Annotated in this window: 20 protein-coding genes and 1 pseudogene; 10 read left to right on the forward strand and 11 right to left on the reverse strand. The window is 73.4% G+C overall.

Translation table 11 applies throughout. The annotated features are described in order from the left end of the window. From ACFO0C_RS35290 to ACFO0C_RS35300, 3 genes are read right to left on the reverse strand one after another with little or no spacing between them, the layout of a single operon-like run. Complete coding sequence (locus ACFO0C_RS35290; RefSeq protein WP_378071112.1) at positions 1-1,395, reverse strand: GTPase domain-containing protein; 1,395 nt, start codon at positions 1,393-1,395, stop codon at positions 1-3. Next, complete coding sequence (locus ACFO0C_RS35295; protein ID WP_378071113.1) at positions 1,392-3,332, reverse strand: GTP-binding protein; 1,941 nt, start codon at positions 3,330-3,332, stop codon at positions 1,392-1,394. Before ACFO0C_RS35295 ends, ACFO0C_RS35290 begins: the two co-directional genes overlap by 4 nt. Before the next feature lie 31 nt (positions 3,333-3,363). Continuing rightward, positions 3,364-4,182: an IniB N-terminal domain-containing protein gene (locus tag ACFO0C_RS35300; RefSeq protein WP_378071114.1), complete on the reverse strand. Its 819-nt coding sequence runs from the start codon at positions 4,180-4,182 to the stop codon at positions 3,364-3,366. A 236-nt stretch (positions 4,183-4,418) separates the two neighbouring features. Here ACFO0C_RS35300 and ACFO0C_RS35305 point away from each other — a divergent pair, with 236 nt between their 5' ends. The 5 genes and pseudogenes from ACFO0C_RS35305 to ACFO0C_RS35325 form a co-directional block, all read left to right on the forward strand. Beyond that, positions 4,419-5,420 (forward strand): hypothetical protein, encoded by a 1,002-nt coding sequence (locus ACFO0C_RS35305; RefSeq protein WP_378071115.1) that lies wholly within the window; start codon positions 4,419-4,421, stop codon positions 5,418-5,420. Beyond that, positions 5,417-7,840, forward strand: a complete 2,424-nt coding sequence (locus tag ACFO0C_RS35310) for a response regulator transcription factor (protein ID WP_378071116.1) — start codon at positions 5,417-5,419, stop codon at positions 7,838-7,840. Before ACFO0C_RS35305 ends, ACFO0C_RS35310 begins: the two co-directional genes overlap by 4 nt. Further along, positions 7,837-9,486 (forward strand): sensor histidine kinase, encoded by a 1,650-nt coding sequence (locus tag ACFO0C_RS35315; RefSeq protein ID WP_378071117.1) that lies wholly within the window; start codon positions 7,837-7,839, stop codon positions 9,484-9,486. Before ACFO0C_RS35310 ends, ACFO0C_RS35315 begins: the two co-directional genes overlap by 4 nt. Positions 9,487-9,503: 17 nt before the next feature. Continuing rightward, complete coding sequence (locus tag ACFO0C_RS35320) at positions 9,504-10,217, forward strand: hypothetical protein (protein ID WP_378071118.1); 714 nt, start codon at positions 9,504-9,506, stop codon at positions 10,215-10,217. Positions 10,218-10,315: 98 nt separating this feature from the next. Beyond that, positions 10,316-10,693, forward strand: a pseudogene (locus ACFO0C_RS35325) (class I SAM-dependent methyltransferase); the annotation flags it as partial. A 177-nt stretch (positions 10,694-10,870) separates the two neighbouring features. On the opposite strand, the gene ACFO0C_RS35330 reads toward ACFO0C_RS35325, so the two are convergent. Continuing rightward, positions 10,871-11,224: a helix-turn-helix domain-containing protein gene (locus tag ACFO0C_RS35330; RefSeq protein ID WP_378071119.1), complete on the reverse strand. Its 354-nt coding sequence runs from the start codon at positions 11,222-11,224 to the stop codon at positions 10,871-10,873. A gap of 361 nt (positions 11,225-11,585) precedes the next feature. Between ACFO0C_RS35330 and ACFO0C_RS35335 the strand changes: the two genes are divergently transcribed. Further along, positions 11,586-12,227, forward strand: a complete 642-nt coding sequence (locus tag ACFO0C_RS35335) for a hypothetical protein (protein ID WP_378071120.1) — start codon at positions 11,586-11,588, stop codon at positions 12,225-12,227. 58 nt (positions 12,228-12,285) lie between these two features. On the opposite strand, the gene ACFO0C_RS35340 is transcribed toward ACFO0C_RS35335, so the two are convergent. Further along, positions 12,286-12,987, reverse strand: coding sequence for a hypothetical protein (locus tag ACFO0C_RS35340; protein WP_378071121.1), 702 nt, complete (start codon positions 12,985-12,987; stop codon positions 12,286-12,288). A 67-nt stretch (positions 12,988-13,054) separates the two neighbouring features. Here ACFO0C_RS35340 and ACFO0C_RS35345 point away from each other — a divergent pair, with 67 nt between their 5' ends. Continuing rightward, positions 13,055-13,969, forward strand: a complete 915-nt coding sequence (locus ACFO0C_RS35345; RefSeq protein ID WP_378071122.1) for an ADP-ribosylglycohydrolase family protein — start codon at positions 13,055-13,057, stop codon at positions 13,967-13,969. A gap of 20 nt (positions 13,970-13,989) precedes the next feature. On the opposite strand, the gene ACFO0C_RS35350 is transcribed toward ACFO0C_RS35345, so the two are convergent. Beyond that, a complete protein-coding gene (locus ACFO0C_RS35350) occupies positions 13,990-15,822 on the reverse strand; it encodes an ATP-binding protein (RefSeq protein WP_378071123.1) in 1,833 nt (610 codons plus the stop codon). A 122-nt stretch (positions 15,823-15,944) separates the two neighbouring features. Between ACFO0C_RS35350 and ACFO0C_RS35355 the strand changes: the two genes are divergently transcribed. After that, entirely contained in the window at positions 15,945-16,787 is an 843-nt protein-coding gene (locus ACFO0C_RS35355; protein ID WP_378071124.1) for a patatin-like phospholipase family protein, read from the forward strand. On the opposite strand, the gene ACFO0C_RS35360 is transcribed toward ACFO0C_RS35355, so the two are convergent. From ACFO0C_RS35360 to ACFO0C_RS35380, 5 genes are all read right to left on the reverse strand, one after another. Next, entirely contained in the window at positions 16,781-18,382 is a 1,602-nt protein-coding gene (locus tag ACFO0C_RS35360) for a methyl-accepting chemotaxis protein (RefSeq protein WP_378071125.1), read from the reverse strand. The two genes, ACFO0C_RS35355 and ACFO0C_RS35360, sit on opposite strands and share 7 nt — an antisense overlap. Before the next feature lie 127 nt (positions 18,383-18,509). Further along, a complete protein-coding gene (locus tag ACFO0C_RS35365; RefSeq protein WP_378071126.1) occupies positions 18,510-19,850 on the reverse strand; it encodes an LGFP repeat-containing protein in 1,341 nt (446 codons plus the stop codon). Between the two features lie 154 nt (positions 19,851-20,004). Continuing rightward, entirely contained in the window at positions 20,005-20,424 is a 420-nt protein-coding gene (locus ACFO0C_RS35370) for a hypothetical protein (RefSeq protein WP_378071127.1), read from the reverse strand. A gap of 141 nt (positions 20,425-20,565) precedes the next feature. Further along, positions 20,566-21,186, reverse strand: coding sequence for an AMIN-like domain-containing (lipo)protein (locus ACFO0C_RS35375; protein ID WP_378071128.1), 621 nt, complete (start codon positions 21,184-21,186; stop codon positions 20,566-20,568). Positions 21,187-21,311: 125 nt separating this feature from the next. Then, positions 21,312-22,502 (reverse strand): nitroreductase/quinone reductase family protein, encoded by a 1,191-nt coding sequence (locus ACFO0C_RS35380; RefSeq protein ID WP_378071129.1) that lies wholly within the window; start codon positions 22,500-22,502, stop codon positions 21,312-21,314. A gap of 102 nt (positions 22,503-22,604) precedes the next feature. On the opposite strand from ACFO0C_RS35380, the gene ACFO0C_RS35385 reads away from it, so the two are divergent. Both ACFO0C_RS35385 and ACFO0C_RS35390 read left to right on the forward strand, forming a co-directional pair. Further along, positions 22,605-23,447, forward strand: coding sequence for a TetR/AcrR family transcriptional regulator (locus ACFO0C_RS35385; protein ID WP_378071130.1), 843 nt, complete (start codon positions 22,605-22,607; stop codon positions 23,445-23,447). Positions 23,448-23,671: 224 nt separating this feature from the next. Further along, entirely contained in the window at positions 23,672-23,986 is a 315-nt protein-coding gene (locus ACFO0C_RS35390) for an HPF/RaiA family ribosome-associated protein (RefSeq protein WP_378071131.1), read from the forward strand. The last annotated feature ends 37 nt before the right edge of the window (positions 23,987-24,023 follow it).

The raw sequence follows: 24,023 nt of genomic DNA on the forward strand, positions 1-24,023 counted from the left end.
TCACGTACCGGCCAGCATCGCCTCACAACTGCGCAGCACCACGGCCGCGGCCCGCCGCTGTGCCGGAGACCGCTCGCCGAGGGCGGCCTCCCGGCGCCAGCGGACGGCGCTGTCCTCGGCCACCGCCCAGATGTCGTCGACGGTGGCCTCGGTGGGCAGGCCGAGCCGCTCGCCCAGGCTGGTGCCGGCGCCGCCGACCAGCCGCAACGCCTCCTTCGCGGTCTCCGCGGGCAGCGCCACCCGGCCCGACCGCAGCGCCGACAGCAGCCGCAACTCCGCGAAGTCGTGCGCGCCGGCCACCAGCAGTTCCAGCTCGGCGAGCAGATGACCGGACGGCGGAACCCGCTCGGTCCGCAGCAGGTGGTCCAGCACCGTCAGCGCCGACCGTGCCTTGAGTGCCGCCTTGCGAGCCGTGAACAGGTCCGCCACCGACGACTGCAGATCCTTGAGACCGCTGTACTCCTGCAGCCGCTCGGCCAGCGCCGCCGACGTCGCCGAACCGGTCCGCACCAGAGCCAGCGCCAGCCGGATCCCGCCCAGACCGAACCGTCGCAGCAGGTCCAGCCGGACCCTGGCGTCGACCACGGGCAGCGCCGCCGCCGCGGTGAACCGGTCGGTCGACAACAGGAACGGATCGGATTCGGTACGGGGAACGCCCGCGATCGTGGCGAGCGCCCGGAACTCGTCGTCGCGCAGGGTACGGGCGGCATGCCCGATCAGCGGGGAGACCGCGACCACGTCCTGGCAGAGCCCGGCGATCAGCGGCTCCCTCCGGCGGCGCCGGGCGATCCGGCGTGCCTCCAGCAGCCCGTCCGGAAGCCCGTCGCCGTGGGTGTCGGCCTTGGTCAGCACCACGATCGCGTGGACCGGGAACGCCGACGGCCCGCGCAGCCCCCGGCCGGCCCGCAGGAAGTCCAGGTCGGGTTCGCCGATCCGGGGCGTGAGCAGCAGGACCGCGTCGGCCTCGGCCAGCACCTGCGCCGGCGGGGTGTGCGGCCCGGTGTCGATCAGCTCGGTCCGCCGCAGCACCCGGCTCGGCCAGTGCACGACCGCCCGGGGCGCCGCCGTGTCCAGCCGCAACCCGCCGGGGACCCGGACGACCGGCACCTCGTAGGGCCGGCCGTGCTCCGGAAGACTCCACGCCCGCAGCTCGGTGCCGTCCCGGTAGGTCACCACCTCGGCCTGCTCGACCGGTGCCACGTCCTCCCCGACGAGGGCGTTGACCAGCGTCGACTTCCCGGTCCGGCCGGTGCCGGCGACGGCCAGGCGCAGCGGGCCGGTGAACCGGTCGACGGTCTGCCGCAGGCGGGCGCCGGCGTGCGGGTGGCCACGGTAGACCTGCACGGCCTGGAGCAGCAGGTCGTGCGTACGCCGTTCGAGCTCCTCGCCGATCACGCCCGAGCCCGGTCGGTCAGCGCCTGTGCCTGCGCGTGCAACTCGGCGAGCCGGGTCAGCTCCTCCCGCAGTCGCCGGCCGTGCGCCTGGCGGGCGGCCGTGTCCCGGTCGGCGGCTGCCTTGGCGTTGCGCAGCGACTCCATCGTCTCCTCTTGCAGGTCCTCGGTGACGGCGGTGAAGTGGTCCCGCAGTGCCCGCTGAGCCCGCCGGACACTGTCCCGGGCGTCCTTGTTGAGCTTGGTGAAGATGTCGTCGACGTGCTGCCGGATCGCGTTGCGCGCCTCGGTCTGCCGCCGTTTGAGCAGCGTCTTGCTCTCGTCGCGGACGCTCTTGCCGCCGAACAGCGCGCCACCGCCGATCGAGATCGGGTTGATCAGCGACATCCCGGCGAGGCTGGTGGCCAGACCGAACATCACCACCCCGCCGTACGATCCGCGCAGCCCGATGAACAGTTTCTGCCCCGGCGTGAACGTCGCCACCGGCGGCGCGTCGAGCGTCGACACCCCCTGCAGCACGCCACCGTCGGTGACGGCCAGCGCGGTCGGCGGCAGCACGTCACCGGCCTCCGGCGGGAACATGTCGGCGGTGCGGCGGGCCATCCACTCGGTGCGCTCGGCCAGCCAGGTCATGCTGGTCGTCGCCAGCTCCTGCAGGGCCTCGCGCAGCCAGGGCTCGAACTCGTCCCAGCTCTTGGCCGGGTCGTTGGTGGCGAAGAACTCGTCCGACTCGGCGAGCAGCGCCTTCACCCGCTCGCGGAGGTCGTGCTCGATGTCCGACATCAGGTCGGCGACCTCGTCGGAGAGCCGGTTCTGCCAGCGGACCGTGCATTTGCGCAGGTCGTCGAGGCGCCGGTGGGTGGCCTGGAGGTGTGCCGCGGCGTCCGACGAGACGGTGTCGCCCTGGTTCTCCAGCTCGGCCCGCAACGGCCCGGCCAACTCCTGGAGGGCCAGCCGGCCGAGTGCGCCGGCGGTGGCCCGGGCCAGCCGGTCCGGCTTGGCCTCGACCATCCGCCGCAGATGCACGATCAGGTCGGTGAAGCCGGACTCCCGGTTGAGCGCCTCGTCCCCGGAACGCACCGCGTGCGCCCGCAGCGACGACGACACCGCGGCCACCGCCGCCGGGATGCCGGCCTGGTTCAGCCGCAGACGGCTCTCCGCCAGGTCACGCCGCCAGTCGGCGGCGTAGTCGGCCTTGGTCAGCACCACCAGCAGCCCGGGGAAGACCTGCCCGAGCCCGGCCAGCACGGCCAGTTCGTCGTCGCCGAACCGGCGGCCGGTCTCGCTGACGTAGAGGATCAGGTCGGCACCGGCCCGGTCGGCGAGATCACGGGCCGCCGCGAGGGTCCCGCCGGTGGCCGGGAAGTCCAGCGCCGGCGCGTCGATCAGCACCAGGCCACCGGCCAGCAGCGACCGTGGCACACCGACGTCGACGTGTGCCGGCGCACCGGCCGGAAGCGTCGCGGCGGCCTCGGCCAGTGACGCGCCCAGGCGTTCGGGGACCAGCGGGAGCCGGCTCTGCAGCCCGACCGCGGCCGTCCAGTCGGCCTCCGCCGAGTCCCGGCGGACCAGGTGCGCGACCGGGGTGTCGGCGTGCCGGACCACCGTCGGCACCGCGGCGTCGCCGTCCGGCAGCACACCGCAGACCGCGGCGTTGATCAGCGCGTTGACGAGGCGGCTGCGGCCCTGCTGGGCGGCGCCGACCACGAGCACCCGCAGCTGCGGGTGCAGCAGACGGGCCCGCCGCCGGGCCAGCCGGTCGGCGAGGTCGGCCCGGCCGTGCGCCCGGCAGGTGCGGATCACCGCGTCCATGGTGTCCATCCACCACGGATCGGCGGCCACGGCGGCGCCCCGCAACGGGTCGGGCGCCGGCCGCGGATGCGGAATCAGGGAAGCGGGACCCGTCTGTGCCGTCGTCCCGGCTGCTTCCCAGCTCGTCATCCGCGTCCGTCAGCCTCTCGTCGTGGCGCCCTTACAGGCCGATGCCGAACAGCTCGCCGTGGGTGGCCGGCGGCTCGGCAGCGTCGTCCCCGCCGCCCAGCAGGCCTCCGGTCAGCCCGTGCACGGTGCTGCCGACACCGGCGACCGTGCCGGTCACGGTGTCGCCCAAGCCGTCGACCGCATCGATCGACGTGACGCCGCTCAGGTCCGGCTGGATCAGCGACCCGATCGAAGAGGTTGCCCCGTCGACCCCGGGGACGTCAAGCAATCCGGAACCGACCGGCTCCGGCAGCGCCGGCACGTTGCTCACCGTGTCCAGGACGCCACCGAGGTCACCGGTCAGGCTGCTGTCGTGCTCGGTGACGAACGTCGACGACGTGGTCACCGCCTGGTGGTCCACGACGAACTCGGGGTCGTGGTCGGCCGACAGCCCGCCCACCGTCACCGACGAGCCGATGCCCAGGTCCAGGGCGCCGGGCAGCACCGACACCTGCGCCAGCCCGTCGGCGTCCAGGCCGAGCACCGTCACGTTCACGCTGCTGGTCGCGTTGACCTCGGCCAGCGGGTCGTGGGTGACCTGGGCGGCGATCGCCTGCAGCTGGGCCACCGCGCCGGCGACGTCGAGGCTGGCCACCCCCGTGGTCAGGTCGTCCAGCCCGTCCGGGCCGGTCAGCCCGGCGACCGGCGCGGAGTCGAGCACCAGCGGCAGCACCTGCTGCACGTCGGTGGCGGTGATGTCGTCCAGCCCGGCGTGCCGCAGGGTGGCCTCCGGGTCCAGCTCGAACGCCGACCGGGCAGCCGGGTCGTAGATCAGGTTGAGAACGAAGTCCTGCAGGGTGGGCGAGGTCATGTCGAGCTCCTAGACGCTGAGTGCGGAGACGCTGAGTGCGGATCGAACGGCGCGGGCCCGGCGCCGAGAAGAAACCTACGGACGGGGCCTCCGGCGGGCATCGGGGACGAGTCCCCCACTCCGGCCACCCGCCGGTTAGGGGATTAGGGGATCTCCGGCCCTCGATTTTTGGGGGGACGTTTCAAACCCGCATTTTGGTACGAACGTGGGGTACCGACCTCTGAGGAGTTGAACGCGTGTCCTACGTGCTGGGGATCGACATCGGTGTCGGCACCGTGAAAGCGGCCGTCTGCCGGGACACCGGCGAACCGGGCTGGGGCCCGCCGCAGCCGGTCTCGCTCGGCGCCCGCTCCCCGGTGGTCGGCTCCGCCCTGCGCATGACCGCCGACGGCACCGTCGTCCCGGCCGAGGTGGGACAGCACCCGGCCGACGCGGTCGGCGGCTACCTGCACCGGATCGGCGACCCGCTCCCGATGTACTTCGGCGGCGACTACTTTCCGGCACACGGCCTGACCGCGGCCATGGCGCGCTGGGTGGTCGACCGGGTCTGGGAGCTGATGGGCGAGCCGCCGGTACGTGTCGCCGTCGCCCACCCGTCCGGCTGGGGCGCCGGCCGGCTCGGGCTCCTGCAGGCCGGGCTGGCCGAGGCCGACCTGATGGGCTGCGTGCTGGTGACCCGGGCCCGCGCCGTCGTCGAGTGCCACCAGGCGGCCGGACGCGCACCGACGACCGGCGGGCTGCTCGGCGTCCACCGCCTGGGCGGCTCGACCGCCGAGGTGGCCCTGGTCGCCCCGCAGCAGCGGGGCCGGATGGAACTGCTCGCATCGGCCGAGCTCACCGACGTCGGCGGGTTCGAGGTGGACGGGCTGACCCCGGCCGACGCCCGCGCCCTGATCCGGCCCACGATCGACCTCGCCGCGGCTCTGGTCCGCAGCCGTGGTTACGGAACCGGCGATCTTTCCGCCGTTTTGATCGCCGGAGTGGACGGCGCCGTATGCACAGTTGTGTCCGATCTGTTCAGCGCGGAGTTCCCCGCACCCGTCGTGCGTGACCCACAGCCGCGCATGACAGTGGCGTTCGGCGCTGCCCTGGCGGGGCGTCCGGCCGTACCCCCGCATGATCTTGCCGTGGCCGGTCCCACCGACGCCTTCGCCGTCCTGCCGGCGGTGTCGCCGCCGCATCTCGCGCCGTCGCGCCCGCCGGTCGACCTGGTCGCGGTCCGGGCGGACGCCCGATGACGTCCCTGCCGTCCCGCGTCGCCGCCGACCCGTCCGCGCCGCTGCACGCCGCCGTCGCCGCACCCGGGGGTTACGGCAAGACCACCCTGCTCCGGCAGCTCACCGACGTCTACCGCGCCGCCGAGGTGAAGGTGACCGGCCCGTGGCCGCCCCGCGAACCGGCCGCCGACCACGTGCTGCTCATCGACGACGCCCACCTGCTCAGCCCGCGCCAGCTCGACGACCTGCGCGACCACGCCGAACAACCGGACGCGCGGATCGTCGTCGCCCACCGGCCGTGGCCGCGCCGCCCGGAACTGCTGCGGCTGCTCGAAGTGCTCCGCCGCGGCGGGCCGGCCGTCACCCTGCCGGTGCTCACCCCCACCGAGATCGCCGGGCGTCTCGACAACCCGGGCGACGACCTGGCCGGCTGGGTCGCCGCGCAGACCGCCGGCATCCCGCGGTACGTGACCCGGCTCGCCGACGCCCTGCCCGCGACCGGGCCGCGGCAGGTGCCGGTCGCCGCGCTGGCGCCGTTCGCCGCCGAGATCGACGAGCTCGACCCGGGTGTACGCACCCTGCTGCTCGCCGTCGAAGCCGGTGCCGGACTGTCGTTCGACCTGGTCGCGGCGGTCCTGGACCACGACGCCGACGTCGCCGACCTGGTCGAAGCGGGCCGCGCCACCGGCATGCTGGCCGCCGACGGCACCCTCGTCCCGCTGGCCCGCCGGGCGATCGCCGCCCTCGGGCCGATCAGCCAGCGCATCGACGTACGCCAGCGCCTCGCCGCCCTGCAGATGGCCCGCGGCGGGCCGGTCCTGCCGCTGGTCCAGCCCCTGCTGCGGGTCGCCGCCGCCCCCGGCCTGGTCCCCGGCGCCGCCGGCAGCGGCCTCGGCCACGTCTACGAGGCCGCCGGTGAGGAGGCCCTCGGCGACGACCCGGCCCTGGCCGCCGAACTGTTCGCCGCGGCCGCCGGAGCCGGGCGCACCACCGCCGCCCGGCGTGCCCTGGCCACCGCACTCGCCGGCGACCTCGACCACGCCTCCCGGCTCACCGACCAGGTCCTCGCCGCCGGCACCCCCGAGCAGCGGGCCGAGGCCGCCTACGTCGCCGCCGCCGTGCTGGCCCACCGCGGTCAGACCGCCCAGGCCGTCCGCCTCTACGAATGGGCCGGCACCGACGTGGCCGCCGGATTCGCCGCGGTCGGGCTGATCGCCGTCGGCCGGCTCACCGACGCCGGACGTCACCTGCGGCCCGACGACGCCACCGGCCGGCCGCCGACCTCGCTGAGCGCCGCGGCGACCCTGATGGCCCGCGGCACCGCCGAATCGGTGACCGGACCGCCCGCCGCCGCACTGTCCACCCTGGTCCAGGCGGCCACCCTGATCGATCCGGCCGGACCGGCCGCGCTGCTGCCGGACAGCCCGGCAGCGATCGGCGCTCTGCTGGCGATGCACTGCACCGAACTCGACGTCGCCGACTCCCTGCTCACCCGGGCCGAACAGCGCGGCACCGGCGGCACGCTGCTGACCACCCGACACCACCTGCTGCGCAGCTGGGTGCTGCTGCTGCGCGGCCGGCTCGCCGATGTCGAACAGCGTCTCCCGGCGGCCGGCGGCGTGACCGCGCACGGCCGCGACGACCTGCTCGCCAGCGCCCTGCGGGTCGGCCTGGCCCGCCGCAACGGCGACCTGGTCGGGCTGCGCAGTGCCTGGCCGGACGCCTGCCAGGCGCTGATCGGCCAGCCGGTGGAGCTGTTCAACCTGCTGCCGCTGGGTGAGCTGGCGGTCGCCGCGGCCCGGCTCGGCGAGTCCCACCGCGTCGCCGGGCACCTGGCCGAGGCCGACCGCCTGCTCGACCGGCTCGGTGACCCGCCGGTGTGGACCGTCCTGCCGCACTGGTACCGGTTGCAGGCCGCGATCCTCGCCGACGACCAGGACACCGCCCGCCGCCACGCCGCCCACCTGGACGCCTCCCGGGCCACCGGAACCCACGCCGCCGCGTTCGCCGACGCCGCCGCCGTCTGGCTCGACGTCCTCGCCGGGCACGCCGACCCGGAGACCGTGGTGGCCGCCTCCCGGACACTCAGCCTCGCCGGCCTCACCTGGGACGCCGCCCGACTCGCCGGGCAGGCCGCGATCCGCACCTCCGACCGCAAGGCGATGGCGCTGCTCCTCGACTCGGCCCGGGCGTGGCAGGACCGTGGCGCCCGGCCCGAGCAGGCCGGCGGCCAGCAGTTGCTCAGCGCCCGGGAGCGCGAGGTCGGGGCACTGGTCCTGGCCGGAATGACGTACAAACAGATCGCCGACCGGCTCTACCTGTCGGCGAAGACCGTGGAGCATCACATGGCACGCATCCGGCAGCGACTGGGCTGCGCCGACCGGCACGAGCTGCTCAGCCGGCTCCGCGAGATCATCGGCGAGCCGGAGGCCACCCCGTGAACCGCCGGAGCCGGATCGTCGTCGCCGCCCTGCTCGTCACGTTCTGGGCGGCCGCCGCCGTCCCCGCCACCACCGCCGCGGTCCGGGCGCTCGCCGACCGGGTCACCGCCGACCGGCTCGACCGGCCCGTCGACGAGGCGGTGCTGGCCCTGGAGGCGGAACGGCGGCAGTCGGTCACCGGCCTCCCGATCCTCGAACTCACCGCCCAGCGGGGCAGGACCGACGACGCGGCCGGGCGGTTGCGGCAGGCGGACCGGTCCTGGCTCGACCGTCTCACCACGTCGGCGTCCGATCGTACGGCCGACGCGCTCCTGGACCGGATGGAGTCGCTCACCGAGCTCCGTGCCTCGGTCGACGCCGGCCGCCTCGACCGCAGGCAGATCGTCTCGGCGTACACCGAGGTGATCGACCCGTCCGGAGCGGCCGAGCCCGCCGCCGGAAGCGGCGGCCTGCCCGCGCTGAGCCGGTCCCGGGAGATCCTGGCCGAGGAGGACGCCCTGCTCGCCGCCGTGTCAGGCGGCCGCGGCCCGACCGTCGCCGACCGGATCCGCCTGACCCGGCTGGCCGGTGCCCGCGGTGCCCTGTTCGCCGCGGCCGGGACCGCGCTGCCGGAGGAGGCGACCCGCCGCCACCGCGAGGTCGCCGGCTCGCAGGCGATGGTCCGCCTGCACCGCTTCGAGGACGACCTCGCCGCCTCACCGGACGGCATCCCCGCCCCGGCCGTCTGGTCGCCGACATTCAACGAGCTCAACACGGCCCTCTGGGATCTGCAGGACAGCGCCGCCCGGGAAGCCGCAGACGAGGCCACCCCGCGGGCCGTGACGGCCACCGTCTGGGCCGGGACGATCGCCGGCGTCGGGTTCGTCGCCCTGCTCGGCCTGCTGGTGACGACCCTGCGCCGCCGGGCGGCCACCGTCACCCCGGCGGCACCGGTGCCCGTCCCCGCGTCACGGCACCAGCCGGACGGCCTGCTGCGCGACCTCGACCGCCGCAACCAGGGTCTGCTGCACCGGCAACTGCGGTTGCTCGACACCCTGGCCCGCCGTGCCGGCGACGAGGAGAACGCCGCCGACCTGCGCCGGGCCGGCAACCTCGGCGCCCGGCTGCGCCGCAACGTGGAGAAGGGCATCGTCCTCACCGGAGGCGCACCGGACCGCCGGTGGGAGCGCCTCGTGCCGATGGCCGAGGTGCTGCGCGACGCGGCCGCCGAGATCAGCGACCACCAGCGCGTCGTCCCGGCCGAGGTGGAGGCCGCCTACCTGGCCGGCACCGCGGTGACCGACCTGATCCACCTGCTCGCCGAACTGATGGAGAACGCGGCCTCCTTCGCCCCGGCCGACTCGGACATCATGGTCAGCGGCCACCACGACCCGGAGGGATACCTGATCGCCGTCTCCGACGTGGGGCCGGGCATGACGGACGACGATCTCGTCACCGGGCACGAGGTGATGGCCGCGCCCGAGCCGCCGCCCGGCGGGACCTGGTGGGGACTGTGGGCGGCCGGCCGGTTCGCGGCCCGGCAGGACATGGCCGTCGAGCTGTACAACGGTCCCGGCGGTGGCCTGGTCGCCGCCGTGCTGGTGCCGTCGTCCCTGGTCACCGGCCGTCTCGAGATCGACGCCGAACTCCAGGCGGTCGCCGAGTGAGCAACCGGCGCTCTCCCATGGACGTCGTCCGGGACGCCGCCTGGCGCCTGGCGGCGGCGATGATGACCGGGCCTGCGCCCGAACCCCGGGTCCGCCCGGCCAAACCCGCCGGCGAACGCCCGGCCGGCGGGCGGTTCATGCTGGTCACCGGCGTGCTGACGGCGGTCGCGGTCACGGCGCTGCTGGTCGTGCTCCTGGTGACCCGGCCCTACCAGCAGTCGGTCAAACCGGAGGAGGCCGCCGGGCTGCCCGACCGGCAGCCGGCCCCCGCCGGGCCCCCGTCGCCGGCGGCCCCCACGACCGACGCCGCCACCCGGACCGCCGGGACACCGACGTCACCGGCCCGGTCGGCCGGCATCGCCGCGTCGTCGCCGCCGTCGCCCGGCCGCAGCGAGCCGCCGGTCCCACTGGCCGCCAGCTACACCACCACGCCGTACGTGGTCGGCCTGCTCGGCTACCGGACCGAGGTGACGGTGGCCAACCCCGGCCCGGCGAGCCGCGACGGTTGGACCCTGACGGTCACCCTGCCCCGCGCCACGCTGTGGATCAACGAGGTCAAGGGTGCGACCGCCACCCAGGACGAGGCGGTGTGGACGTTCGTACCCGACGACTCGACGGCCGCGATCGAGCCGGGCGGGGAGATCGGCATCTCCTTCGAGGTACACGGCGCCACCCTGCTCGACGCGGCCCCCGCCGACTGCCGCATCGACGGAACCCCCTGCACCCGGTGAGCGGTCCGTTCAAGACCGGCGGCGGGTGAGCGCTGAGAGTGGGGGCATGACCTACACCCCGGCGCTCGGTCGCCTTGCCCCTGTCCGCTTCTACGACCGTGTCGTGGCGTTTGACCCGGGAACGGCTGTGGCGCGCCCTGACCGTCGCCTACGTGGCGCCGCGGGCCGGTGCGACCGTCGCCGACGTGGGCTGTGGCACCGGGACCCTGGCTTGCGCGCTCGCCAGAGTGGAGCCTCGGGCCCGGATCGTCGGCGTCGACCCCGACCCGGCGGTCCTCGCGGTGGCCCGCCGGCGGATTGCCACGGTGCGCTGGGAGACCGGCACCGGTGACACGCTCGCCGACCGCCTCGGACCCGGATCGGCCGTTGTCGTCGTGTCCAGTCTGGTGCTGCACCAGTGTCCGGTCGCGATGAAACAGGCGATCCTCGCCGCCGCCCAACAGGTGCTGCGGCCCGGCGGGCGGCTGGTGATCGCCGACTACGGCGGCAGCGGACCCGGGCGATGCGGCTGGCGTTCCGGCTTGTGCAGATCGCCGACGGCACGGCCGACACCCGGCTCAACGCTGACGGCGGCCTGCCGCGATCACGGTGGCGGGCTTCACCGGGGTACGCGAGACCGAGGTCGTCCCTACCGTCACCGGGTCGATCTCCATCTACGTCGCCGGGCGGGACTGACCGCGCAGCGCCGCCAGCACGACCGCCGGGGTCAGACCCATCATCTCGCGCATCTGCCGGGTCAGGTGGGCCTGGTCGGCGAACCCGGCGGTCACCGCCGCGGCGGCCGGTGACTGTCCCGCCCGCATCGCCTCGGCGGCCCGGCCCAGCCGCATCCACACCCGCCACCGCGGCAGTGGCATGCCCACCTGCTGCCGAGCCAGGCCGCGCAGCCGTTGCGGGGAGAGCCCGACGGCCGCGGCCAGGCCGGTGATCCGGGCGTCACCGTCGCGCAGCATCTCCAGCGCCCGGACCAGGCGGGGGTCGAGGTTGCCGGACGGCGGGGCGCCCATGTCGTCCTCGGACAGGTCCCGCAGGTCCGGCGCGGCGGTGATGCCGTCGTCGCGGTGCCGTAGCCGGTCGCGAAGGCGGAGTGCGGTTCGACGAAGAACGTATGCAGGTCGTCGATCGGGAACAGTCGGTGCGGTGTCATCGGCGGCACGAGCAGCGCCACGGCCCGGTGCGGGGTGCCCGTCGCGCCGGCCATCGTGACGTGACCGTGGACAGCGACGGCGATCTGGAACGCGGCGTGCCGGTGCAGCCCGCCGCCCTCCGACGGCCCGCGGTACATCGCGTACCCGGCGCCGACGGCGCATCCCGCGGACACGACCATCAGCACAGTGAACCGGGCCGCCGCCGCGCTATGGTCGCCCGATGTTTGCGATCGAGATGAGCGGCGAACCGGCGGTCGCGGGTGACCGGGACACGGTGGGCGGCCGGCCGGTCCTGCCTCCGGATCAGCCCTGGCCGGACTGCACCTGTGGCGAGCGGATGGTGTTCTTCTTCCAGATCGACGTCCCGGCGGAGATCCCCGGGTGCGGCGGCGAGCACCTGTCGGTGTTCCAGTGCCCGGTCCACAACGACGCCGCCTTCGGCCCGTCACGCCTCCCCGAGCGGTACTGGGAGACACCGGTGGGCGGCAACACGACGGCGTTCTGGCGGATCCTGCGGCACCGCGGCGAGGACGTCGCCGCCCCGGCTGCGGACGCGTTCCTCGAGCCGCGCCGCCTGGTGCTGCGCGACGCCGGGCCGGACGACGAGTGGGAGTTCCGGGTCGGTGGCGAGCCGGCGTGGGCCCAGGGCGAGGAGTCGTTCACCTGTGCCTGCGGTGCCGCGATGGTCTTCCTGGTGCAGATTCCGGAGAATTTCGGGTTCCCGAAACTGCCGGGCGCGCCACGGCAACCCGACACGTTCGACTCGAACGCCTACGGCCTGTTCCTCGGCAACATGGTCTACCTGCTCGTCTGCCCGGACCGCTGTGACACGGCGGCGGCGTGGCCGGTCAACCAGAACTGAGCCGGGACCAGAACCGGGCCGCGATCAGAACCGGGCCGCGATCAGAACCGGGCCGCGATCAGAACGTGGAGGTCGAGTGCTCGATCGGGGCGAGACCGGCGATGACCAGGGCGAGCCGCTCGGCCGGGGTCCACTCGTGGCGGGCGGCCATCAGCATCGCCGGCAACGAGGCCAGCGGCGCGGTCATGTCGACGGTCCGCTCCGGGACGAACGCCGGCTCGTGCTGCTCCAGCCGCTCCCGGAAGGCGTCGACGGCCAGCGACAGCACCTGGTTGGGCACATCGCCGTAGAGCAGGGACCCGTCGATGAAGGCGTCGGCCAGCGGCAGGCCGGCGATCACCTCGACGGTGTCGATGTCACCGGCGAGCACCAGCTCGGCCAGGGTGTGCGCGTGCTCGAGCCCGTCCAGCAGGCACCGATCGGGCCACATGCCCTCCCACGTCTCGGCGCCCGGGCCGGGACGGGTGTAGCCGGCCGGGGCGTCGAACAGGTCACCCAGGGTCCCGGCGGCCCGGAAACCGGACAGCGACACGCCGCGCCGGGCCCGCTCCCGGTTGGTCTCGGCCACCGTGTGGTCGGCGGCCGGGGCGTCGAGCGCCTCGTACAGATACGTCAGGAGGTTGGTCCGCGCGTAGTCGGCGGCGAACCGGAACGCGGCGTCGCTGGTCGACGGTGGAACGAAGCCGCGGCGCCGGGCGAGGACGGCGTCGATGCGCTCCTGCCTGGCGGCGATGGTCTCCCGGTGTTGCCTGCGTGACATCGTCGAACCATACCGTCACCCCCGAATCCGGGTGGCACCCACCGAACGGCCGGGTGATCATGGTCGGATGGTGAACCGGGTGGCGGCGGTGGCGGCGATGCGCGGGCTGGCGCTGGGGGACGCGTTCGGCGAGACGTGGCTGCTCCAGCCGGCCGAGGAGCTGGAGACGGCGCTCGCGCATCGGCGGCTCCCGGACGGCCCGTGGCCGTGGACCGACGACACTGCGATGGCGTTGTCGCTGCTGGCGGTACTGGACCGGCACGGGCACACCGACCGGGGCGCGCTGGCCACGGCGTTCGCCGAGTCGTACGCCGCCGATCCGAACCGTTCCTACGGCGGCTCCATGCATCAGGTGCTGCGGGCGTTCGGCGCGGGGGAGGACTGGGCGGTGGTGACCCGGCGCCAGTTCGACGGCATGGGGTCGTGGGGCAACGGCGCGGCGATGCGGGTGGCCCCGCTCGGCGCCTGGTACTCCGATGACCTCGACGCCGCCGTCGCCGAGGCGGCCCGGTCGGCGGAGGTCACCCACGCCCACCCGGAGGCCGTCGCCGGTGCGGTCGCGGTCGCCGTCGCGGCCGCGCTCAGCGTCAGCGGCATCCGGGGCGGTGACCTCGTCGCGGCGGTGGCCGACCGGGTGCCCGGCACCGAGGTCGGCTCCCGGCTGCGGCGGGTCACCCGGATCGCGCCCGGCGCCGACCCGCGGCACGTCGCCGGCATGGTCGGCTGCGGGCTGCGGATCTCGGCGGTCGACACCGTGCCGTACGCGATCTGGTGCGCCGCCACCGACCTGGACGACCTGCCGGCCGCGCTGTGGACGACGGCGCTGGCCGGCGGCGACGTCGACACCACGTGCGCGATCGTCGGCGGCATCGTCGCCGGGCGGACCGGCCTGTCCGGTGTGCCCGAGGGGTGGCGGGAGGCGTGCGAGCCGCTGCCGGCCTGGGTCGGTGACGTCGTCGGGCGGGGCACCGCCGCCGGGTGAGCCGGCAGCCGGTCCGCCCGTTACGCCGGGGCGCGCTGAGCGGCGCCGTCGAGGGCGTCGCGGACCGCGGTCAGCAGCTGGCCGGCCGAGAACGGCTTCTCCAGGCACACCACACCGGGCTGGAGGACGTCCGTGCCGAGTGTCTCGTCGGCGTAACCGGTGCAGTACAGCACCGGCAGTGCGGGGTCGGTGCGGCGCAGCACCTCGGCCAGCTGCGGACCGGACATCTCTGGCATCACGACGTCGGCGACGACCAGGTCGCAGCCGTCGTGCGCGTAGGCGGTGATCGCCGCGGCGCCACTGGTGGCCGACCGGACCCGGTAGCCGGCGGTGGACAGGATCCGCGCGATCCCGGCACCGAGCACCGGCTCGTCCTCGACGACCAGGACCGTCTGCCCGTGGCCACGCGGCGCGTCGGTCGTACCGCCGCCGCTGGGTTTGGAGGTCTCGAAGAAGTTCTCGGCGAGGCGGAAGTAGATCCGGAAGGTGGTGCCGATGCCGGGCCTGGAGACGACGTTGACGCTGCCGCCGGCCGCGGTGATGATGCCGTGCACGGTCGCCAGGCCCAGGCCGGTGCCGCGGCCCTTCGGCTTGGTGGTGAAGAACGGGTCGAAGATGCGTGACACCGTCTCCGGCGACATCCCGGTGCCGGTGTCGCTGACGATAAGCTCCAGGTATCGGCCCGCTTTCACGGCGGGACGCAGCCCGGGCCGCCCGTCCTCGACGTCGACGGCGGTCGCCGCGATCACCAGCGTGCCGCCGTCCGGCATGGCATCGCGGGCGTTGACCGCGAGGTTGACGACGATCTGCTGCAGCTGACCGGGGTCGGCACGGATGAAGAGCGGATCCGGCGACGGTACGGTCGTCAGCACCACGTGTTCACCGAGCGTCCGGGCGAGCAGCGCGTGGGACTCGGCGAGCACCGTGTTCGCGTCGAAGACCTCCAGCCGGACGTCGTCGTGCCGGATGAAACCGAGCAGCTGGCCGGTCAGCCCGACCGCCCGCTCGGCGGCCCGGCGGATGTGGGCCAGGTCGTCACGGGTCTCCGCCGCGGCGTTCTCGGCGACGAAGTCGGTGTAGTTCAGGATGATCCCGAGGATGTTGTTGAAGTCGTGGGCGATACCGCCGGCGAGCTGGCCCAGACAGGCCATTCGCTGAGCCTGCCGGGCCCGTTCGGCGTCGGCCCGCCGCCGTGCCTCGGCGAGCACCGCGCCGGTCACCGCCAGGGCGACGGCGACGGCGCACAGCATGATGATGTACCGCCGGGTGGTCCGGCCCACCTCGTCGAGGCGGGCGAAGTGGCTGTCCATGGCCCGGGTGGCCAGCGTGACCGACGCGTCGCAGCCCTGCGCGATCCGGCCGTACAGCTTGACCTCCCGGCCCAGGATGAGCCCGGACGCCGCCTTCCGGTTCTCGGCCCCGCCCGTTCGGTACAGCTGCACGACTCTCTGGTCGACGAGCATGAACTCGTCGAACGCCGAACGGATCGACCGCACCGTCTCCTCGATCTCCGGCGACGCGCTCAGGGCCTCCAGCGCGTTCAGTTCGGTGTCGAACCGGGCCGCCGCCTCGACGAACTGCGCCCGGCTCTCCGCCGTGTCCTCGTCGACCCCCTCGACGTCCCGGGTGATCTCCAGCGCGTAGGCGTTCTGCCAGCCGTTGAGGTCGGCCGACCGGTATTTGACCTGATCAGCGGTCTGGGCGAGATGCTGGGCCGCACGGGCGTCGCGGGCCATCCGCTCCTGCCGGGCGGAGACGGAGAATCCCAGCACGACCACGGTGAGCAGCACGGCGACGATCGCCGCATTGATCACCAGCCGGTTTCCGGCCCGGCGGATCGGCAGCCGTTTCATCCGCGCGCATACCGCCTTCGCGTCGCCCTACCCGGAAATCCTTCCAGCAATACCGGTGGCGCGCCGGTCTTTCCTGGTCAGACCATTACCGCCGCCGTCATCGACATGCTTGGATCGTCGTCATGGATTCTGACGGCAAGGCACTGGTGCTCGGCGGGGGCGGCGTCACCGGCGTGGCCTGGGAGATCGGACTGCTGCACGGGCTCGCCGAGAGGGGCGTCGACCTGACCGATGCCGGGCTGTTCGTCGGGACGTCGGCCGGCTCCTCGGTGGCCGCTCAGGTGCTCTCCGGCGTACCGCTGCGGGATCTCTTCGACGCACAGCTCGCCGACGCGACGGGTGAGTTGTCCGCCCGCATCGGCCCCGGGGTGATCCTGGGTTTCCTGGTCGCCGGCCTCTGGCCGGGCGATCCGGTGCGGGGCCGCGCCTGGCTGGGCCGCCGGGCGCTGCGCACCCGCACGGTGCCGGAGCAGGAGCGGCGCGCGGTGATCGCCCGGCGGATCGGCGACGGTGCCTGGCCGGCGGTCCGGTTGCGGATCACCGCCGTCGAGGCCGAGACCGGGGAGGTACGGGTGTTCGACGCCACCAGCGGTGTCTCCCTGATCGACGCCGTCTCCGCCAGCTGCGCGGTCCCGCTGGTGTGGCCGCCGGCGACGATCGGCGGCGTCCGCTACGTCGACGGGGGAGTCCGCTCGGTGGCGAACGTGGATCTCGCCGCCGGCTGCCGCCAGGTGGTGGTGCTGGCCCCGACGGTCCGTTCGGCACGGCGGTCCGGCCGCCCCGAGGTGCAGCTCGCGAGCCTCGGGCCGGAGGTGCGGGGCGCCGTCGTGTCACCGGACGCGGCGGCGGTCCGTGCGATCGGCGCCAACGTGCTCGACCCGGCCCGTCGCCGCCCGGCCGCCGAGGCCGGATACGCGCAGGCCGCCGCCGAGGCCGGCCGGCTACGGGCGATTTGGGGTCAGTAACGGAAGTGCGAGACCAGGGTCCGCAGGCTGGCCGACATACCGGCCAGTTCCGCCGTGGCCTGCTGCGCCTCGGTCACACCGTGGGTGGTGTGCTGGGCGGCCTCGGCCACCGTGGACACGTTGACCGCGATCGCGTCGGCGGCCTGCGCGGTGTCGGAGACACTCCGGTTCATCTCGGCCGTCGTGGCGGTCTGCTCCTCGACCGCCGAGGCGATCGTGGTCTGGTAGTCGCTGACCCGCTGGATGACCGTGGCGATCTCGCCGATCGCCGCGACGGCGCTGGTGGTGCCGCTCTGGATGGCGTCGACCCGGCGGATGATGTCCTCGGTGGCCCGGGCCGTCTCCTGCGCCAGCTCCTTGACCTCACCGGCCACCACGGCGAACCCCTTGCCCGCCTCACCGGCCCGCGCCGACTCGATCGTCGCGTTCAGGGCCAGCAGGTTGGTCTGCTCGGCGATCGAGGTGATCACCTTGACCACCTCGCTGATCTCCCGGGACGACTCGCCCAGCGAGGCGACGGTGCTGTTGGCCGCCTCGGCCGCCTGCACCGCGGTCACCGCGACGGCCGCCGCCTCGCTGGTCGAATGGGCGATCTCGCGGATCGACGCGCCCATCTGCTCGCTGCCCGCCGAGACGGCCTGCACGTTGTTCGACACCTGGTTGGCGGCCTCGGCGACCGCCTGCGCCTGCACGGCCGACTCCTCGGCCGAGGCGGCGATCTCGTTGGAGGCGGCCGACATCTCCTCCGCGGCCGCGGCCAGGGCACTCGACGACTCGTCGATCGTGCTCATCACCCGGCCCAGCGAGGTGATGCTGCGGTCCAGGGCACCGGCCATCGACGCGATCTCGTCACGGCCGCTGATCTCGACCGGGGTCGCCAGGTCACCGTCGGCGAGCAGGTCCAGCCGCTGACGGATCCGCTCGACCGGCCGGGTCACCGACAGCGTGACCATCACCGCCAGCACGATCGCCAGCACGACCGCGCCGATGCCGACGGCCCAGGTCAGGCGGGTGCCGGTCTGATGGGCGGCGGCGGCGTCGGCCTTGGCCGCGGCGAACTCGCTGTCGGCCGCCGCGGACGCCTGGTCGAGCAGGTCACCGATCTGCTTGAACAGTTCGATCTCCTTGCCCAGCACGAGCGCGCTGCCGGCCTTGTCGTTGTTGACCGCGTACAGCCGGGCGATCTCGGCGTCGACGGTCATGAACTCGTCGAGTTGCGTCCCGATCTGCCGCAGCACGTCCTGGACCGCGTCGGTGGGGGCGAGACCGGCCGCCGCCTCGGTGCGGGCCCGGAACGTCTCGACCGCGGCGAGGAACTCGGCCCGCGACGACCCGGTGTCGGAGGCGGCGTCGGCGACACCACGGACGGCGTCGAACGCGTAGGCGGTCTGCCAGCCGTTGAAGTCGGCGGCCGAGAACTTGGCGTCCTTCACCGTGGCGACGAACTGCTGGGCCCGTTCCATCTTGTCGGTGGCGTCGTGCTGACGCGACGAGGTGGTCAGGGCCTCCGCCATCATCAGCAGCATCAGCCCGACGACGACGGCGAAGGCCACCGCCAGACGTACGCCGAGGCGCATACGGGTCAAGATGGTCACACCGACATGATCGTCCCTCCGGAGGCCCGCCCGAGAACATTCGGCGCAGCCGGTGACTAGGTTGCCTGCCGTGACCAGCGAGGCCTGTGTGAATGCCGGACACCTGTCGACCCGTGACGCCCGACATTCACCTTGTGTCGCGGTTCGGCCCGACCCAGCAACGGGCGGTGCCCTCCAGGACCGTTCGTACGCCGAGTTCGAAGAATTGCACGCTGCCGCGGCCGAAGGGCTCCTCCGCGTGAGTAGGGAAGCCCAGCACCGCGATCAGATCGTCGACCTGCGCCGGGGCGAATTCCCCGCGCACCACGATCGTGTCGCGTGGCCCTGTCCAGAAGACCGCGCCGCCCTCGAAGAGTTGCCACACCTGGCGGCCGAGTTCGACATGGATCTCGTCGGTGAGCGGGAATCCGAGCCATCCTCCGGTCCCGCCTTGACGTTCGTGGCATTGTCCGATCGCCCCACTGACTGCGTGCGGTTCGGCGTCGTGTCGCCAGACGCGATAGACGGTCGCGCCGCCGATCTCGCCGTCCCAGGCGTCGGTGATCTCGACGCCGTACCTCCAGCGGCCCTGGAATCGCTGCAGCGTCCCACGGGTGGCCCGAGGCGACATCGCCGCGTCGTGCCGCGGGCCGACCGGGAACCCGAGTGGTCCGGTCACCCCGCCTGCCTTCTCGTAGTAAGCCGCGATGCTGGGGGTCGATGCCGGTGCGTCCTCAGGAGCCGCGAGGACGGCGACCCCTCGGGTCTCCTCGCTCCAGAGGATCACCCCTCGTTGGAATTGTTGCCGCCAGCCGGTGGTGCCTTGTGGCGACGGGCCGGCTGCCTCCTCGTCCTCGATCGGGAAACCCAGTCGCTGAGAAGGGCCACCGAGCAGTTCGTAGTGCTCACCGATGCCTCCCCAGGTGCTGTGCACACCGGTTTCGGGCGACCAGTAGGCGGTCGCGCCGCAGCGGATGCCCAACGCCTCGGTCACGGCGTGACCGTAATCCTGTTTGTCCTGGAAGCGTTGTAGCACGGCCGGCGGCTGGACGGCGCTCTGCTCGTCGGTGACCGGGAATCCGAGCCTCCCGGCCGTACCGCCCTGTCTGCGGTGGTAGTCGGCGATGCCCCACCAGAGGGCGTGTGCGCCGGTCACCGGTGACCAGAGGACGACTCCGTTCTCGTAGGTCGTGCGGAAACCCGATTCGGCGAGGTACCGCAGTTTCGGCGCGGGGGCGACCTCGAGCACGCCGGTCTCGTCGCCTAGTGAGGTCCGGTGCCGTTTCCAGCATTCGTGGATCGCCGCCGAGGCCTCGAATGCGGCCACGAGAAGTCCGCGTTCACGGGCTGCCCGAACCAGTTCGTCGTTGAGGTAGGGGGCTATTGCCACCGCCTGCCCTCGATCGAGTTCCTCGAGCTCGGCGAGGATCTCGACGGCGACCGTACGCGGCTTGACGCAGCCCAGACGGGTGGCGAGATCGCGGGGCACCGAGACTCTCAACAAGTCCCGCGCGAGGACTCTGGGGTGGAGGTCCGCCGCCGGCGCCGCTGCGTTGACTGTCGCGAGGTAGTGGATGTCGCCGGTGATCCCCGAAACATTGATCGAGTGGGGACTGTTCTCGCCCGTGATCGAGCCGGTGCTGTCAGCTGGCGTCATTGCGGGCATGCGCGGTGACGTTGCCGGCCAGGCCGGAGATGTTGATGCTGCCCGCCGAGTTGCTGGTCGTGATGGAACCCGTGCTCTGCACGACCACGCTACTGGATGCGACGGTCTTCTCGGACTCGGCGATGAGATCGCGCAGTTCGCCCGCTACCTCCGGGTGCTGGGACAACAGGCTCTCAATGTGGGAGGCCAGGACTTCGACCTGAATCTCCCGACCCGCTCCACCCTCGATCAGCCTCTCGCGGCGATCTAGCTCATTGCCGGCCCAGTCGTCGGTCCGGCCACGGCTCAGCAAGGTGACGAAGCCGCGTCGGACAGCGGACCACGCGCTCGTCGCCATCGCCGCCACCAGCACGTTTGCACCAGACGTCGCCAGTGCGGTGAGTTCCTCGGGAATCATGACCCAGGTCCTATCACGACCGGCGGCCCGATCGACAGTGGTCGAATGGTCGAGCGCTGCTCGTCCCCGCCGGGGTTTGTGGCTGTCCACCAGGGGCGACGGTGCTGGCGGCGACCCGCCGCGGCGCTTCCGCGACGGCGGTCAGGCCGCGACGTCCACATAGATGCGGCCGGACGCCTCGCCGACCCGGAAACCGACCACGTCGTCCAGGCCCAGCGCGATCGACACGTGTCCCTCGAAGTCGCCGGTCACCGCGTAGGCGCGCAGCATCGGCAGGTCGAGGCGGCGGGTTCCGGAGACCGTGACCCTGCCGTCGTCGCGGTGCGCCTGTGCCGGGGTCAGCACCACCAGCAGGAACGCCCGGCCGGGCACGGTGACGATCCTGTCGGACGGGTCGGCGCGGACCTCGTCGACATACCGCACCGCATAGCCGGGGGCGGCGCCGCTGATGTCGAACACGATGCGGTCGTAACCCTCGGCGGGATGCGCCGCATACCGGATTCCGGTCACCACAGGGACCGGCGGCACGGCGGGACTGCGCGGCACGGTCACCGGGCCGGTCCCCCACGTCACGGCTGCGGGCTTCGGCGGTACGGGCGTGGCGGCGGCCGCCGGCGGTACGGGCGTGGTCGTGGCCTTCGGCGCCAGGGGTGCGGTGGCGGCCTTCGGCGGTGCGGGTGCGGCTTCCTCGGCGCAGGCGGCCGACGGTGTGAGCAGGAGAAGGACCAGAACGGCCGGGAATCGGCGTGACGCGGGGAACATGACGGCCTCCAACTCGGACACGACCCGTGGCGCCGCTGGATGCCTGCCCCCGCAGGTCGTCTCACCTGCTCCAACGGTCCACCCGGGGAGCACCGGGGGCAAGCCCGTCACCCGGCGGGAATCGTTCAGGGTCCGTCGTTTCGCAGGATCAGCAGGAACTCGGCGATGCCGTGGTCGGCCAGGGAGCCGAGTACGCCGTACCCCGTCGGTGTCCTGATGTCCCAGTCGGCGAAACGGACCGGGACGGCCCCGGCGATCGCGAGGCCCTCGGCGTCGCGCCGGACCGACAACGTCGTGGTCACCGTGCGGGTGACGCCGTGCAGGGTCAGCTCGCCGGTCGCGGTGACCACCGTCCCGGTGGCCGTGCCCGGGGTGCTGCCCAGCGGTATCGGTCCGGTCAGCCGCACGGTGGCCTCCGGGAAGCGTGCGGTCTCCAGGCTCGCGGCGAACTGGGGTGCGGGCTCCCGGCCGTCGCTGGTCAGGGTGAGCAGGTCGATGCGAGCCTCGGCCGTGTCGATCCGGTCGCCGGTGACCGTCATCGTGCCGGTCACGCCCTCGGCGCGGCCGGTGACCTCGCTGGTCACGCCGAGGAAGGTCTGCTCCACACGGAACCCGGCCACTGATCCGGCGGTGATCCGCCAGTGCCCGGCCGGTGAACCGGACGCGGGCGGCCCGGCGGCGGGCAGGGTCAGGGCGGCGGGGGAGGGCTGGAGCGCGACGGCCGCCGCGGCCGCACCGAGCAGGCCGAGCACGGTGACCACGGCGATCGCGGCGAACCATCGCAGCCGGTGCCGGGCGCGGGGCCGGACCCGCCCGTCGTCGTGCCCGGCTCCGGCCCGGTGCGCGTCGTTGTCGAAATCCACCCGGAATGCGGGATAGCGGTCGCTGATCGCGGTGAACGCGTCGAGCGGCGCGTCGCGGTCGACGGGGACGTGTGGCCGGGCGCCGGGGACCTGGTGCAGGAAGGACCGCAGGATCGGGGCCCGGTCCGCGGGTGGGATCTCGGTCAGCGTGCAGGGGCGGGCGCGCCGGTGGCGGATGACGGCGCGGCCGCCGGCGGCCCGGACATTGCGGACCCAGTTGCAGTCGCCGCCGAGCATCGGCACCAGGAACCACCGGTCCTGCCAGCGGGCCATGCCCAGCGGGAACCGGGTGACCCGGCCGGTCCGTCGGCCGGCCACCTCGAGGGTGACCCATCGCCGGGGGACGAGCCCGGCTCCGAAGACGGCAGCCCAGAAGCGGGCGAAGCGGCGGGCGGTGGCGTCACCTCGGCCGCCCGCGTACATGGCGCGGAGCCGGTCGTCGTGCAGCAGCATGGTCGGACCTTCCGTTGTCGTCGGTCTCCATACTCGACTTTGATACTTGGGACATGAAGTCTCAAGTCCAATATTCGCGGGATCTGCAGTACGCTTCTGCCGATGGAGCAGAGAAATGCGCTCTCCCGGCGGACCCGGCGGCTCAGTGATGCCGAGACCCGTGACCGTATGCTGGCGGCGGCCCTCGCGATGATCGATCGGGACGGTCTCACCGTCAGCCTCGAGCACCTCAGTTTCGAGGCGGTCATCCGTGCGGCCGACGTGTCCCGCAGCACCGCCTACCGGCATTGGCCGTACAAGGATCAGTTCTTCGGCGACCTGGTCAAGGAACTGGCTCGCACCGCCGGGCCGCCGATCTTCCGCGACGAGATCGGCCTGATCAAACAGATCCTGGACGAGCACGAGGACGCCCTGGCCACCCCCGCCGGCCGGCACGACGTGATGATCGAGCTGATCCGCAGGCTGGCGCTGTTCGACCTGCGGGCCATCCTCGCGTCTCCGGCCTGGCGGACGTATCACGCCCTCTGTGCCACGGTCTCCGGTCTGGCCGACGGCGAGTTGCGCGATCAGGTCCGGGCGGCGCTCGCCGAGTCGGAGCGCACCCGGGTCGCCGCCATCGCCGAGGCCTGGTCCGTGATGGCCGGGCTCCTCGGCTACCGGTTGCGGCCCGAGCTCAACGCCGGCTTTCCGACCCTCGCGTCCGTCCTCAGCGTCACCGTGCACGGCCTGGTCGTCACCGAGCTGGCCGCCCCCGACATCGCCGCCCGCGAGACGGTGGCCGGCCCGTTCGGCGCTCGCACCGAACAGCGCTGGTCCCTGTCGGCGCTGACCGTCGCCGGCGTCGCGACGACGTTCCTGGAGCCGGACCCGGCCGCCGCGTGGGATCCTTCGCGCCTGGCCGCGGTTCATCGGGCGATCGACGACTGGGCGGCCCAGCGTCCCTGATCGGCCGGCCGTCCCATGCCGGGCCATCGTGCCGGGCCATCGTGGTGGGCAGGAACGGTGGGTGGGAGCGGTGGGACGGAGCGGTGGGAAGGACCTGGTCGAAGACCGATTGGAGCCTCGTTCGGGTGCGGGTCGAACGGCCCTGGCCGGTGGGGCCCGGGGCGGAGCATGGTGAAGATCAGCCCGTTGCAACGGGAACGGGTGAAGCCCTGATGGAGGCGATCATGACCGTCACCGATCTGGTTCTGGACCCGCAGGTGTACCTCCACGGCGATGTCTCGCCGGAGGTCGCGGGATATGCCCGGCGGAAGGTGCTCGCGGCGTTGCAGCACGCCCCGGCGCCGGTGCTGCGGATCCGGCTGACCCTCGACACCGCCGCGCCCGGTGACCGTGCCGACGTGCAGGTCGACGTCAACGGCGCCGGTGTCCACGTGCACGCCGTCGGCGAGACGATGACCGAGGCCGTGGATCTGCTCCAGGAGCGGCTGCGTTCCCGGTTGCGGCACATGAGGCGGGGGCCCCGGGTCCGCATGGCGTGACCACCCGCGACACGGGACCGGCCCCGGCGGAGCACCT

Source organism: Actinoplanes subglobosus (assembly GCF_042650585.1).
In the GTDB taxonomy this organism is placed as follows: Bacteria; Actinomycetota; Actinomycetes; order Mycobacteriales; family Micromonosporaceae; genus Actinoplanes; species Actinoplanes subglobosus.

Excerpts from the sequence above, each read along its gene's own strand:
- ACFO0C_RS35295 (WP_378071113.1), bottom strand. The coding sequence starts at position 3,332 with ATGACGAGCTGGGAAGCAGCCGGGACGACGGCACAGACGGGTCCCGCT.
- ACFO0C_RS35300 (WP_378071114.1), bottom strand. The coding sequence starts at position 4,182 with ATGACCTCGCCCACCCTGCAGGACTTCGTTCTCAACCTGATCTACGAC.
- ACFO0C_RS35310 (WP_378071116.1), top strand. The coding sequence starts at position 5,417 with ATGACGTCCCTGCCGTCCCGCGTCGCCGCCGACCCGTCCGCGCCGCTG.
- ACFO0C_RS35320 (WP_378071118.1), top strand. The coding sequence starts at position 9,504 with ATGGACGTCGTCCGGGACGCCGCCTGGCGCCTGGCGGCGGCGATGATG.
- ACFO0C_RS35330 (WP_378071119.1), bottom strand. The coding sequence starts at position 11,224 with ATGGGCGCCCCGCCGTCCGGCAACCTCGACCCCCGCCTGGTCCGGGCG.
- ACFO0C_RS35335 (WP_378071120.1), top strand. The coding sequence starts at position 11,586 with ATGTTTGCGATCGAGATGAGCGGCGAACCGGCGGTCGCGGGTGACCGG.
- ACFO0C_RS35340 (WP_378071121.1), bottom strand. The coding sequence starts at position 12,987 with ATGTCACGCAGGCAACACCGGGAGACCATCGCCGCCAGGCAGGAGCGC.
- ACFO0C_RS35345 (WP_378071122.1), top strand. The coding sequence starts at position 13,055 with ATGGTGAACCGGGTGGCGGCGGTGGCGGCGATGCGCGGGCTGGCGCTG.
- ACFO0C_RS35350 (WP_378071123.1), bottom strand. The coding sequence starts at position 15,822 with ATGAAACGGCTGCCGATCCGCCGGGCCGGAAACCGGCTGGTGATCAAT.
- ACFO0C_RS35355 (WP_378071124.1), top strand. The coding sequence starts at position 15,945 with ATGGATTCTGACGGCAAGGCACTGGTGCTCGGCGGGGGCGGCGTCACC.
- ACFO0C_RS35370 (WP_378071127.1), bottom strand. The coding sequence starts at position 20,424 with ATGATTCCCGAGGAACTCACCGCACTGGCGACGTCTGGTGCAAACGTG.
- ACFO0C_RS35375 (WP_378071128.1), bottom strand. The coding sequence starts at position 21,186 with ATGTTCCCCGCGTCACGCCGATTCCCGGCCGTTCTGGTCCTTCTCCTG.
- ACFO0C_RS35380 (WP_378071129.1), bottom strand. The coding sequence starts at position 22,502 with ATGCTGCTGCACGACGACCGGCTCCGCGCCATGTACGCGGGCGGCCGA.
- ACFO0C_RS35385 (WP_378071130.1), top strand. The coding sequence starts at position 22,605 with ATGGAGCAGAGAAATGCGCTCTCCCGGCGGACCCGGCGGCTCAGTGAT.
- ACFO0C_RS35390 (WP_378071131.1), top strand. The coding sequence starts at position 23,672 with ATGACCGTCACCGATCTGGTTCTGGACCCGCAGGTGTACCTCCACGGC.